The following is a 13,328-nucleotide window of genomic DNA, read 5'->3' on the forward strand; positions in this document are numbered from 1 at the left end:
GCTCACGTCCCCGGCCGTACACCGAGATCAGCGCGCGCGCCTCGATCGGATCGCCCAACCGGGTTCCGGTGCCGTGCGCCTCCACGGCGTCGACCTCGTCCGGCGTCAGCCCCGCCGTCTCCAGCGCCCGGCGGATCACCCGCTCCTGGGCCTCGCGGTTGGGCGCGGTCAACCCGTTGCCCGCTCCGTCGGAGTTGACGGCGCTGCCCCGGATCAGGGCCAGCACCGGCCGTCCGTGGCGGCGTGCCCGGGAGGCGCGCTCCAGCAGGAGCATGCCCGCCCCCTCGGCCCACGCGGTCCCGTCGGCGCCGGAGCCGAACGCCCGGCAGCGCCCGTCGGGGGACAGGCCGCGCTGCGCGGAGAACTCCAGGAACATGCCGGGTGTGGCCATCACCGTGGCGCCCCCGGCCAGGGCCATCTCACACTCGCCGCGCTGGATGGCCCCGACCGCCTGGTGCAGTGCCACGAGGGAGGCCGAGCACGCGGTGTCGATGGTCAGCGCGGGCCCACGCAGGCCCAGCACGTAGGCGATCCGCCCCGAGGCCACGCTCAACGTGCTGCCCGTGAGACGGTAGCCGCCGTCAGCGCCCGCGCCGGGGTCGGCCAGGCGCGGACCGTACTCGGTGGGCATTGCGCCGACGAACACCCCGACCTGCTGGTCGCGCAGCTCGTCCGTGGTCAGGCCCGCGCGGTGGACCGCCTCCCAGGAGGTCTCCAGCAGCAGACGCTGCTGCGGGTCCATGGCGTCGGCCTCGCGGGGACTGACGCCGAAGAAGTCGGCGTCGAAGAGGTCGGCGTCGTGGAGGAACCCGCCGAGGCGCGTGTAGGTGCGCCCCGGCGTGCCCGGCTCGGGATCGTAGAGCCCGTCCAGATCCCAGCCCCGGTTGTCGGGGCACTCCCCGATCGCGTCCACGCCGTCCTCGACGAGCCGCCACAGCCGCTCCGGCGAATCGGCCCCGCCCGGCAGGCGGCACGCCATCGCGGTGATGGCGATCGGGTCGTCGTCGGTCGACGCCCGCGGAGTCGGGGAGACGGCCGGGAGCGCTGGCGCGGTCAGGGACGGTGGGTCCTGCCCTCGGTCCCGCTCCCGCAGCGCGTCGGCCAGGTGGTCGGCGAACGCGGCGGGGGTGGGCTGGTCGAAGAGGACGGTGTTGTCCAGGTGGACTCCGGTCGCCTCCCCCGCCCTCGCGGCGAGTTCACGCAACATGATCGAGTCGAAGCCCAGGTCGCGAAAGGCCCTGCCCTCGTCGGCCTCGCTGAGGGCCCCCCGGTCCAGGACCCTCGCGCACAGGGACGCGACCAGGGTGCGGATATCCCCGGTGCTGGCGGTCACCGGAAGGGGCGACGGAACGGGCGTGTCCCGACCGGAGGGCGCTTCCGCCGACGTGTCTCCCGGCCAGAACCGGACGCGCTGGAAGGGGTAGGTGGGCAGGTCGACTGGACGCGCGTTCGTCCGCGCGAACAGGCCGCCCCAGTCCACGTCCAGTCCGCAGGCGAAGGCCCGGGCAGCCGCGGTGAGCAGCTGGGCCTGGTCACCCTGGTCACGGCGCAGGGTCTTGAGCACGGTGCCCTCGACGCCCCGGGCACGAAGCGTCCGTTCGACCGCGTAGGAGAGCACCGGGTGCGGCCCGACCTCGATGAACGTGCGGTGCCCCGCGGCGACGGCGGCCTCGGTCGCCTCCGCGAAGCGGACCGTCCGGCTCAGGTTGCGGTACCAGTACTCGGCGTCGAGGACGGGCCCGCCCTCGGACAGGCGGGCTCCGGTCAGGGTCGAGAAGAGGGGAACGCGGGGGGAGTTCGGCGCGATCCCGGTCAGCGCGTCGGCCAGTGGTGCGTGGATCCGTTCCACGTGCGCGGAGTGGGAGGCGTAGTCGACGTCGACCAGCGCGCCGTGCACGCCGTTGTCCAGACAGGTCTCCACGGCGTGGCGCACCGCCGCGGGACTTCCGGAGACCACCACGGAGTCGGGGCCGTTGACGGCCGCCAGGTACAGGTCGTCCGTTCCGTCGGCCAGCTCCCCGGCCCGCTCCGGTGTCAGTCCGAGCGAGGCCATGCCACCGGTCCCGGCGAGCGCGGTCAGCGCCCGGCTGCGCAGCGCCACGACCCGCGCGGCGTCCTCCAGGGACAGCGCACCGGCCACGCACGCCGCGGCGATCTCCCCCTGGGAGTGGCCGATCACCGCGGCGGGGCGCACGCCCAGCGTGGCCCACACCTCGGACAGCGCGACCATCACGGCCCACAGGACCGGCTGCACGACGTCCACCCGGGCCCCGGAGCCGACGTACGGGGGAGCGTGCGGGTCGCCGCGCAGGACCTGGACGAGCGACCAGTCCACGTACGGGTCCAGGGCGCGCTCGCACTCCAACACACGTCTGGTGAATACCTGGGCGAGCGGACCGTCGCCGTCGAGCAGGTCACGGGCCATACCCGGCCACTGGCCGCCCTGGCCGGGGAAGACCAGGACCGGGCCGGCGTCCTCGCCGACGTCCTCGGGGGTCCGCTCCGGGCGCACCGACTCCAGCTCACGTGCCCCGCTGCCGCCGGAGGCGAGGATCACGGCCCGGTGCTCGAACACGGTGCGGGTGGTGGCCAGGGACAGGCCCACGTCCTCGGCGCGCAGTCCCGGTCGTGCCGACACGTGCGCGTGCAGAGCGGAGGCCTGGGCGCGCAGCGCCGCCTCGGAGCGTGCGGAGAGCACCCACGGAACCGGGTCGAGGGTGCTCTCGCCCGTGCCGGCACCGGACGGTTCGGTCTGGCGCGGCGGCGGCGGTCCGACGACCACGTGGCAATTGGTCCCGCCCATGCCGAAGGAGGAGACCCCGGCCAGCGGCGCGTCGGCGGGCCAGGGCTCCCGGTGCGTCTGCGGGGACAGCCGCAGACGCGTCAGGTCGATATCGGGGTGGGGGGTCTCGAAGTTGAGGGTGGGCGGCAGTTGGCCGTGGGCGACGCTCAGCACGGTCTTGACCAGGCCGACGATGCCCGCCGCGCCCTCCAGGTGGCCGACGTTGGTCTTGGCCGAACCGACCCGCAGCGCCGTGTCGCGGTCGGCAGAGTAGACCGCGCCGAGCGCGGCCGCCTCGACCGGGTCACCCGCCGGGGTACCCGTTCCGTGCAGCTCGACGTAGCCGACCTGGGAGGATTCTGCCGAGGCGCGCCGCAGTGCGGCGCGCAGGACGGCCTCCTGCCCCTCGGTGTCGGGTCGGGCCAGGTAGGCGGTGTCCCCGGAGTTGTTGACGGCGCTTCCGCGCAGGAGCGCGTGGACACGGTCGCCGTCGGCCAACGCCCGGTCCAGGGTCTTGAGCACGACGATGGCTCCACCCTCGCCCCGTGCGTAACCGTTGGCGCGCGCGTCGAAGGTGTGGCAACGGGCGTCCGGGGAGAGCCCGCCGAACCGCGCGACGCTCTCGGTGCTCTCGGGCGCCAGGATGAGGTTCACTCCGCCCGCGAGTGCGGTACCGCACTCGCCGCGGCGCAGGCTCTCCATGGCCATGTGCACGCCGACCAGGGACGAGGACTGTCCGCTGTCCACGGTCAGGCTGGGACCGGACAGGCCCAGCGCGTAGGAGACGCGGTTGGCGATCATGCCGCGCTGGGTACCGGTCAGGGTGTGGTGGCCGATCTCCGCGCTGTCCGCGCGCCGTTGGACGAGCGCGTAGTCGGAGGCGATGGCCCCGGTGAACACACCCGTGTCGGAGCCGCGCAGGGTGTCGGGGGCGGTGCGGGAGTTCTCCACCGCCTCCCAGCTCAGTTCGAGCATGAGCCGCTGCTGGGGGTCCATGGACAGCGCTTCGCGGGGGGAGACGCCGAAGAAGGCGGCGTCGAAGTCCTCTGCGCGGTCCAGGTAACCGCCCCAGCGGTGATCGCGCTCGGCGGAGGGGGCGCCGAGTCGTTCGGGGGGTGCCGTGATGGCCTCGCGGCCCTCGCAGAGCAGTCGCCAGAACGCCTCCGGGGTCGAGGCTCCGGGAAGCCTGCAGGCGATCCCCACCACGGCGACCGGGGTACCGGGGCTCCCGGGGTCGGTGTTCGAGCGGTCACTGATCATCGCGTTCCCTCCGATCGCGTTCCACGTTCACGTCACGCGTGGACGAGGACTTCTACGGCACACGGCGACGGTCGTCCCGTCCCGTGCATATGCACGCGCCCAGCAACCTTTGTCCCAGGTCAGAATGGATGAGAGACAGGTGTGCCGATATTCGTGGCCGAGGTGTGTCAGTCCACGCGACCGAGGGCGGCGCTCCGGACGAGGCGAAAGGAACACACGCAGGGGGACATGGAACACCTTTCCAGCGCGCCCCCCGGGGGAGGAGGGTCGGATCCGCTGACGACAGACACTTAGCGCTCAAGCGGTACAGAAGTCTCACTCTCGGCTATGTGTCACTTACAGACACCAACACGAAGGATCGTAACCGCCGCTCACGACCCATGACAACGATCTCCTCGATTTCGGTCCTCCTTTGGCCTTATTCGGTCAGCGGCGTAATCGGACATTCATCTCACCCATTGAACACCAGGGAGCCCGATGTCCGGCGGACATCGGGCTCGCCCTCACATTCACCGCGGCTCAGTCCCCGTGCTTCGCCCGAACCTCGGCGAGGTACTCCCCGGCCAGATCCGGGTCCAGGAGCCAGTTCGCGTAATCCGGCGGATAGTCCCAGCCCCGGATCCACCGGTCCGCCACCTCCGGGTACGTCTTGGCTCCGTCAATGAGCTCGTAGAAGAAGGGGGCCAGGTCACCGGCGTCCCACAATGTGGAATTCATCTCCGCCCACGTCTGGTTATGCAGACCGAATTCCCAGAACCTGTCGAAGGTTTGGACCAGGAACTCCTCGTCGAACGGGCGGTCACCGCGCTCGAGGATGCTCTCCAGGTACGCCTTCGCGCACCGGGTGGAGTTGTTCCAGCTCTGACCCACGTAGGGGTCCATCGTCACGACCACGTCGGCCATGCCCAGGACGTGGCCGCCGGAGGGCAGGACTCCCACGGGGTTGCGCACCTGGGGTGTCAGCTCCTCGATCAGCGTGCTCCGGTGGCCGTCGACCAGGACGGCGTCCTTGACCCTCTCGAAGTAGTCGGGGGCGTACTGGCGAAGCAGGTCCTTCATCCGGCGCAGCTGCTCCTCGGAGCCGGGCCGGTCGGGCCACGCGTCCATGGGGCCACCGCGCTTGTCGACCAGGAGCAGGTTGTGGCAAGGACCATCCTGGGCCAGGACGGGGATGAACATGATGTTGCCGGCGTCGGCCGCGGAGGCGGCCCAGCCGATGTTCTCCTCACCGTCCTCGTCCGGCCAGACGTCGTAGACCTGAGCCTGGGCGATCGAACGGGCCCGGGCACCGCTGAACCTGGAGTTGTCGTAGTCGAAGAGCTGTCCGAGCTCTCCGTGGCCGACCGCCACGATGATGAGCTCGAACATCCGGGAGAAGTAGTCGAGGTCGGTGACGGTGACGCCGTGGATGACCACCTTGCCGCCGCGGTCCTCGAAGTACTCCAGCCAGTCGGCCATCTTGACCCTGCGGTCGACCGCGACGATGTAGTCGTTGTCCGTGCCGGTCGCGCCCTTGAAAGTCAGTACGGGCTGCTGCCCTCCGGGGTACAGATGCACTCTGTGTTCCCTGATCTGCGGCGACAGGGCACTCCACAGGTCGAGGTCGTGCTGGCGCTCGTAGTTCAGGGCCGTCGGGAAGGTGAACTGCGAGATCGACGGCTTGCCGGTGCGGATCTCCATGGAGGACTGCCCCGTGATCACCGTGACGTCGTAGCCTTCGGTCAGCAGCCCATGGGCCAGGTGCAGACCGGCGTGGCCCGCTCCGACGATAAGGATCTTGCGCATCTGTCGCTAACTTTCCTGGGGAGTCTACGGGGGCGGTGGGGAGGGCGTGGCGGCTCCCCGCTCGTCAGCCGACGGGCTCACTCGCGCGGTTGTGCTGCAACGCGTACCGGAGCAGCGTCTTGAGGACGTCGCCGCCGGAGTTGCGCTGGCGCGCGTCGAAGTCGATGATCGGCACCTCCGGGCTGACCTCCAACGCCTCACGGACCTGTTCCGCGGTGTAGTCCAACCGCCCCTCGAACTTGTTCAGCGCCACGATGTAGGGGATGCGCCGGTTCGTCTCGAAGTAGTCCACCGCGTCGAAGGAGTCCGCGAGCCTCCGGCAGTCGACCACGACGACGGCACCCACCGCGCCGCGCACGAGATCGTCCCACATGAACCAGAAGCGCGCCTGTCCCGGCGTGCCGAACATGTACATGACCAGCTCGTCGTCGATGGTGATGCGACCGAAGTCCATCGCGACGGTGGTCGTCGTCTTGTCGGGTGTGATCGAGGTGTCGTCATGACCGATGCTCGCCTCGGTCATGATCGCCTCTGTCGTGACCGGTGGAATCTCCGAGACCGAGCTCACCAAGGTCGTCTTGCCGGCGCCGAAGCCACCGGCGATGACGATCTTGCTCGACATCTTCTTGCGATTCGACCTGTTGTCACTGGAAAAGTCGTTCGAGACCACGAAGAGCCCTCTCCAGAACCTGGTTTTCCGATGGACTACTGCCGGTGATGGTCGGGTGGATGTACACCATGTCCTGCTCTGCCAGGTCGCTGACCAGGACCTGGGTGACGCCCAGGGGGATGTTCAGCTCCGCCGACACCTCGGCGAGTGACCGCGTCTCCCGGCACAGTCTGTAGATGTTGATCGACTCCGGCATGAGGGTGCTCGGAGGTTCCTTCCCGGGCTCGGACGTCGAGACCAGGGTCTGCACCATCAGCGGATGCCGCGACCGCGTCCGCCCGCCCGTGAAGGTGAACGGGCGGACGCGGTTACTCCTTCGCCTGCGGAAGCTCATGTCAGTGGCAACCTTCTCGTGATCCCTGCCGAACCGCTACGGGTCGCCGGCTCAGTTCTGGATGACCTCGCGCAATTGCGTTCGCAGCTGGGGCGTGAGCACGTGCGCGACGTTCTCCACGAGCTTGGTCATCTGGAAACCGATGAGCTTGAGCTCGCTGCCCGGGGAGGTGAGGACGGCCATGCACGAACCGTCGCTGATGGCCATGATGAACAGGTGGCCCTTGTTGAATCGGACGAGGAGCTGCTCGCACTCACCGCGCTGGAAGAGCCCGGCACCGCCGACGGCGAGGCTGTGCAGGCCGCTGGCGATCGCCGCGAGTTGCTCGGCGTGTTCCTCGGGGAAGTCACTGGAGTGGGTCAGCACCAGTCCGTCGGACGAGACGACCACGGCGTGCTCGACTCCGCGGACGTCCCGGACGAACCGGTCGATGAGCCAGGAGAAGTTCTCAACGCTGTCGTTAACGGGTTCGGTCATCGCTTACCTGCCTGGGCCGAGGGTCGTGTTCGGGGGTTCGGGGGGTGCGTGTCGGCACCCGGGGGACGGGCCGGGGAGAGAGGGGGATCACGTGTCCTCTCCGTCCGGCCGGTCCTCGAGGGCTTCCCGTTCGCCGTCGAGGAAGTCTCCGAGTTCGTCGCGGATCTGCTCCGCCCGCGCGTCGCCCGTCAGCTTCGGGGGCGTGTCGGCGGGCGGTTCGGCGGAGTGGTCCGGCGGGGGCATCATCCGCAGGGGCGATCCGTGCGGGGTGGCGCTGCGGCGGGGCAGCCCGGCCGAGGTGACGGCGGAGTTGCCACCGCCGAGGGGCTTGGTGGACGAACTGCCGTTCACACCGTTGGTCCCGGTCGTGGTCGGGGTGATCACGGGGGTCCTCGGCGCCGTCGCGGGGGGCACCGTCGAGGTGCGGGCCTGGCCCGGGATCGGGGGGGTGGCCACGCGCAGGAGGTCCTTGGGGATGATCGCGTAGGCGTTGACACCGCGGAAGGAGCGCGACTCCAGACGGGCCTCCAGTCCGTGCCTGCGCGCGATCCGGCTGGCGACGTACAGGCCCATGTGGCGCGGCACCTCCTCGTCCAGCACGGGTGCGCCGGCGAGCCTCTGGTTGAGCTCCGCGAGCTGGGCCTCGGGGATGCCCACTCCCTCGTCCTCGACCACCATCATCAGGCGGCCGTCGTCGAGTTCGCGGGCGCTGACCACGACCTGGGAGTGCTCGGGAGAGTTGGCGGTCGCGTTGTCCAGCAGCTCGGCGAGCAGGTGGCTGATGTCGTCGGCGGCCATACCGGTGATGGACGTCTGCGGGAGCTTGCCCAGCCGCACACGCGGGTAGTCCTTGATCTCGGAGGTCGCGGCGCGGGCCACGTCCAGGAGCGGGACGATCTCGTCGTGGGCGTCGGACTCGCCGCCGTCGTGGCCGGTCAGCACAAGGAAGTTCTCCCCGTTGCGCCGCATACGGGTCGCGAGGTTGTCGATCTGGAAGAGCTTGTCGAGCAGGTCGGGGTCCTGGGCGTCGGTCTCCAGTTCCTCGACCGTCTCCAGGAGGGCGTCGACCAGCGACAGGTCGCGCATGGCCAGACCGGCCAGAGCCTCGTTGAGCAGCCCCTCCCGGTCCGGGACTGGGCCGTCCTGCTCGGCCCCGTCCACCGACGTGGTCTCGGGGACCTCCTCCGTGTCGGCGGACGCGTCGTCCGCGGTCGGAGCGGTGGCCTCCTCCGCCTCGGCGCTCCGCGTGTCGGGGGTCTCCTCGTCGGCGTCCGGCCCGGTCTCGCGCTCGACCTCCGCCCGGTCCTCGCGGGGTGCGCGGACGCGCGTGCGCTCCTCACGCTCGGGCTCGGAACGGTCGGAGTACGTGGCCGGTTCGGCGGTGATCACCTGCGGCGCCTGACCGGAGGTGAGCACGATGACGTGCTGGACGGGCTGGCCGTAGGCCGGGAACTGGCCGGGGAGGATCACCGGCTGACCGGGGAACACGTAACCCGGCGGCTGGTACGGGGCCGGGTAGGCGCCCGGGTAGGCCATCATCGGGTGCGGCGGCGGATAGGGAGCCGGGTAGTGCGGGGGCGGCGCGGACCGCTGGTACTCGGCGGGCCGGGGGTAGCCGGGATGCCCGCCGTCGCCCCAGGCGCCGCGCGGGTCCGGGTATGCCGGGTACACCGGCTGGGCGGGCCCGACCTGGTCCGGGTGACCGTGGTGGGGCTGCGGGCCCGTTTCGGGCTGGTACCCGGGCTGCCCCTGGTGGGGAGGATAGGCGTGGTGTGCCGCCCACGCCGCGGGCGCCGACTGCCCGGGGTGTTCGGACCGTGTCGAGTGACCCTCGTACACGGAACGGGGCCCGGCCGGGGCGGCCTGGGGCGCGGGACCCTATGGGGCGACCGGCGGGCGGTCGGCCCGCGGCCACGTCCCCGGGGCGGGCGCCTGCTCCGGGGCCACGTGTTGGCCGGTCGTCGTCTCCGTGTTCCGGGATTCCGCTGTCCCGTACGGGTTCGGCTGGTCGTCCATGCGCGAACCTCCCTCCAGGGGGTCGGCCCCGTGCTGCCCGGTCTCCGACGCGCGCCGGTCCCGTTCGCCCGAGGGTTCCGGGGCGGCGGATCCGACCGGGTCGATCTCGCCGGTGCGCGGGGTGTGGGTGGCGCCCGTGTCGCCGGTCCCCTGTCGGGCGGGGGTCCGGCCGGTGGCGGCCTCCGAGGTGTGTCGGGGTGTGTGGGTGTGCTGCGCCGCGTGGTCCGCGGGGGGTGTCGGGGCGACCGGTTCCCGCCGGTCCTTCCCAACGGGTTCCTCGGCAGCCCGGGGTTGTGGTCCGGTGGCGGGCCGCGCGGTGGCGCCTGTGTTCGGGGTGGTGTCGCTCATGTGTCGTGGGGAGTCCGGGGTCCTGGGTCGACCACGCGGATCGGGCTCGTCGAGGCCCACTCCGCGCCACTGCCCGACCGGGTGGGCGCCGGTGTCGACGTCGTCGACCTCCAGGCGCCGGGTGGTGTAGGGGTTCGGGACGCTCGTGCGCGTCGCGGGACGGTAGCCCTTCTCGGCCGACGCGGAGAACGGCCCCACGGGCCGGTCGGACGGGTCGTCACCGTCCGCGGGAGTGGCACCGGTGGAGCGCTGGTCACCGCCTCCGCCCTTGGTGGGCTCGGCGGACCGCGAGTGCGGATGCACGGGCTGATGCACGGGATGTCCTCGCTCGGTCTCCGGTGACGGGGGGTCCTGGGACTTGACCATCCGGGAGATGGCCCGGCGAAACCTTCCTCCTCGCCCATCCTCCGTCGACTTCATCTCGGCCAGGGGGTTGCCATCGCGTTCGTGCGGTGACGGGGCCTGTGCCACAGTCTCGTCTCCTCGCATCAGGTGGGCGGATCGGCGGTGGCCCCGCTTCACCACCCTGACCAGGGAGGTGCCGCCGCGAGGACCGCGCTGGGACCCCGTGGCGACGGGCGTCCCGTACGCCGGGGGAACGCCGGAACGGGCTCCGCGATGGAGGCGGCACGCACGATCGGACGCCCGGACAAGGAGAGTAACGCCCTATCCGGAGACAAGTATCCACGTCCGACACAATTCCTGTACATCCACCGAGAACCGTCGTTCGGATCGTCAGACTAACAAAGGCCCTCCAGCTTGGCAGGAGAATCCGAGAAGCACGCGAAAAGACCTCAACGCACCACCGATGACGTGCGACAACGCGAACAAAGTTGCTTTATCCCTTAGATCCCTATTGTCTGATTTGCCGTCTTCGCGACATTAGTCACCCGATCCAAGGCATGTGTCCCGAGTCACACAACCAACTGTGGCCGCATGACTCGCATCCGCCATACACACGTCTGAGGGGCGGGACCGCGCGGCTCCGCCCCTCACCGGTCACCGGCGGCCCGCGCCGGCGGCCGGGTCACTCCCCCGTCGGCCGCAGATTCCCCTGGATCAGCGCCAGCATGACGTGGTTGTCCTGGTACATCTGGTTGGCGTCCGACGGAAGCTCGGTGTCGAAGCCCTCGACCCGCACCCCGTTCAACGCGGGGGCCAGGTACCGGAAGGTCCAGATCGGGATCCGCGGCAGCAGCTCGTTGAAGGCGGTGGCCATCGTCAGGAGGGTCTCGCGCTGCTCCTCCAGCGACTCGGCCCGCTTGGCGTCCTCGACCAGCGCCGCCAGGTCGAGTTCGCCCATCGACGGGCTCTCGACCTCCAGGTCGAAGGACTGGCCCGGCGAGTCCTCGGTCCCCGCGTTCTCCAGCAGGAAGTTCATCTGGAAGGCGCCCCAGTAATCCGGGATCTCGGGATTGCCCCAGTGCCGGACCGCCACCTCGAAGTCACCCGCACCCCAGATGCCCCAGGGGTTGTCCGAGGGCACGTTGGTCGCGGTGGTCGGGATCCCGAAACCGTTCCAGGCCTCCTCCACCTGCACCGCGGTCAGCTCGAAGTCGCTCCAACCGGACACCCCGATCACCTCGAAGCTGGCCTCGTCGCCGTTGGGCAGGTGCCAGATCCCGTCCTCCAGGGTCCAGCCGGCCTCCTCCAGCAGTTCGGTGGCGCGGTCGGGGTCGTACCCGTAGTGGGTGAACCGTCCCAGCTCCTCCTCGGTGAAGATCTCCTCCGCCTGGACGTCCACGAGCCCCGCGTAGTACCGGACTCCCTCGTAGGCCTCACCGCGCGCCACCCGACCGATGGTGTCGCCGTCGAGGACGTGGGCGAGCGCCTGGCGGACACGGACGTCCCTGAGCTCGGGTTTGGCGGCGTAGTTGAACATGATGCCGCAGCCGTCGTAGCCGGTGTGCTCCACCCAGCGAAACCCCTCCACGCTCTGGAAGGCCCGCTGGTCGGCGGCCGTGGGCGCCAACGACGAGTAGTCCACCTCGCCCTGCTGGAACAGCAGCGCGGCCTGGCGGTTGTCGCCCCGGTGGATGAGGACCTCGTCGAAGCCCACCTCGGTCCCCCGATAGCCGTTCTCGTTGCGCACCAGCGTGATGCTCGCGTCCGACATCCGGGACCGGTCGAACATGTACGGCCCGCTGCAGACGATCTCCTCCGGGTTGAACTCGATGAACTCGGCGTTGAACGCGCCGTGCTCGTCATCGCCCTGGCGGACCCCCGCGTTGACCAGTTCGACCGCGCGTGGGCCGAAGTCGGCATAGGTCGTCTTGCTGACGAACCGGCGCTTGAGGATGCTGCGCTCGATGTTGACGAAGGGGTCGTCGAAGGCCAGCCGGACGCTCAGGTCGTCGAGCTGTTCGAGCTCGGTGACCTGGGGGAAGCCCACGGACCACGGCGGCGTCTCCAAGATCGCCATCGCATAGGTCTGGATCACGTCCTCGGCGTCGAGGTCGGTGCCGTCGCTCCACCGCAGATCGGGGCGCAGCGTCACGATGAGGTGGTCCCCGTCCCACTCCGAGCCCTCCAGCAGGAGGTAGTCCCACGTGTGCTCACGCCAGTCGTACATGGCGCCGGTGGTCAGGAACAGGTCCTCGTAGACGGAGTTGAGCAGGAGCGCCCCGTCCTCGACCGCCATGTTGCGGGTGTTGGAGTCCAGGTCGTAGTCATAGACCCCGGTGAACTGGGTGGCACCCGACGCCTCCTCGCCCCCGGAGCAGGCGGTCAGGGCACCGGCGCCCGCCGCCCCGGCCGCGCCGAACCCGACCGCCTTGAGCAGTCGCCGGCGGCTGAGGTCCCGCATGAGCATCTCCGGTGAGGGGGTGGGGGTCATTCTTGTCGCTTCCTTTCCAGTAGGACGGCGAGCAGACCGAGAGCGACGACGAGCAGGCCGACACCGACGGTGACGACGCTGATGACGAACTCGGCCGTGCCGGGGGGGTTGAGGAAGGCCGTGAGGGTGCTGGCCAGGGCGAGGAAGGCACCGACGGCCAATCCGAAGCGGCCGATGAACAGCACCCGCTCACCCCCTCGTGACGACGTGGCAGGACAGCAGCCGGTCCTGGTGGCGGACCAGCGACGGACGCAGCGTGTCGCAGCCGCCCGCCTCGTGGAGGGGGCACCGCGGGTGGAAGTCGCAGCCGGGCGGTAGGTCGGTCAGGTCGGGGACGTCGGCCGAACGCAGCCGGAAGCGCTCCTTGCCGTGGACCAGGTCGGGGTCGGGTTCGCACACCGCCGAGATCAGCGCCCGGGTGTAGGGGTGGCTCGGCTCGCCGACCACGCGCGGGGTGGGTCCGTGCTCGACGACCCGGCCCAGGTACATGACGGCGATCTCGCCCTCCCAGGCGAAGTACTTGGCCACGGCCAGGTCGTGGGTGATGAAGAGGAACCCGACGCCGAGCTCGTCCCGGAGCCGCCCGAGGGTGTTGAGCATGCTGACCCGGATCGACACGTCCAGCATCGATGTGGACTCGTCGGCGATGACCACCTCCGGGTTCATCGCCAGGGCACGCGCGACGGCGACCCGCTGGCGCTGCCCGCCGGACATCTGGTGCGGGTACTTGTCCAGGTAGTCCTCGGCCGGGGTGAGGTCGACCCGTTCCAGGAGTTCGGCGGCGGTCCTTCGCGCCTCGGCGCGGCCGCCGACCCTACGG

The 13,328-nt window shown here is 70.4% G+C and carries 10 protein-coding genes; all 10 read right to left on the reverse strand.

Translation table 11 applies throughout. The features are described from left to right. Positions 1-4,042 (reverse strand): type I polyketide synthase (locus D471_RS0117060; protein WP_017599747.1); only part of this gene is annotated, 4,042 nt, incomplete at its 3' end. A 519-nt stretch (positions 4,043-4,561) separates the two neighbouring features. After that, positions 4,562-5,827 (reverse strand): styrene monooxygenase/indole monooxygenase family protein, encoded by a 1,266-nt coding sequence (locus tag D471_RS0117065; RefSeq protein ID WP_017599748.1) that lies wholly within the window; start codon positions 5,825-5,827, stop codon positions 4,562-4,564. 64 nt (positions 5,828-5,891) lie between these two features. Next, a complete protein-coding gene (locus D471_RS0117070) occupies positions 5,892-6,449 on the reverse strand; it encodes a GTP-binding protein (RefSeq protein ID WP_017599749.1) in 558 nt (185 codons plus the stop codon). A 22-nt stretch (positions 6,450-6,471) separates the two neighbouring features. Then, positions 6,472-6,831 (reverse strand): DUF742 domain-containing protein, encoded by a 360-nt coding sequence (locus tag D471_RS0117075; protein ID WP_017599750.1) that lies wholly within the window; start codon positions 6,829-6,831, stop codon positions 6,472-6,474. A 51-nt stretch (positions 6,832-6,882) separates the two neighbouring features. Next, positions 6,883-7,308, reverse strand: a complete 426-nt coding sequence (locus D471_RS0117080) for a roadblock/LC7 domain-containing protein (RefSeq protein ID WP_017599751.1) — start codon at positions 7,306-7,308, stop codon at positions 6,883-6,885. An 87-nt stretch (positions 7,309-7,395) separates the two neighbouring features. Further along, positions 7,396-8,979, reverse strand: a complete 1,584-nt coding sequence (locus D471_RS41850; RefSeq protein WP_241479646.1) for a sensor histidine kinase — start codon at positions 8,977-8,979, stop codon at positions 7,396-7,398. 207 nt (positions 8,980-9,186) lie between these two features. Continuing rightward, positions 9,187-9,987 (reverse strand): hypothetical protein, encoded by an 801-nt coding sequence (locus D471_RS41855; protein WP_241479647.1) that lies wholly within the window; start codon positions 9,985-9,987, stop codon positions 9,187-9,189. Positions 9,988-10,699: 712 nt separating this feature from the next. Then, positions 10,700-12,508 (reverse strand): ABC transporter substrate-binding protein, encoded by a 1,809-nt coding sequence (locus D471_RS0117090; protein ID WP_017599752.1) that lies wholly within the window; start codon positions 12,506-12,508, stop codon positions 10,700-10,702. Continuing rightward, on the reverse strand, positions 12,505-12,693 hold the full coding sequence (locus D471_RS0117095; protein ID WP_017599753.1) for a hypothetical protein: 189 nt from the start codon (positions 12,691-12,693) through the stop codon (positions 12,505-12,507). Before D471_RS0117095 ends, D471_RS0117090 begins: the two co-directional genes overlap by 4 nt. A gap of 4 nt (positions 12,694-12,697) precedes the next feature. After that, on the reverse strand, positions 12,698-13,328 hold a 631-nt coding region (locus D471_RS0117100), incomplete at its 5' end, for an oligopeptide/dipeptide ABC transporter ATP-binding protein (protein ID WP_017599754.1).

This window comes from Nocardiopsis lucentensis DSM 44048, assembly GCF_000341125.1.
GTDB lineage: Bacteria > Actinomycetota > Actinomycetes > Streptosporangiales > Streptosporangiaceae > Nocardiopsis > Nocardiopsis lucentensis.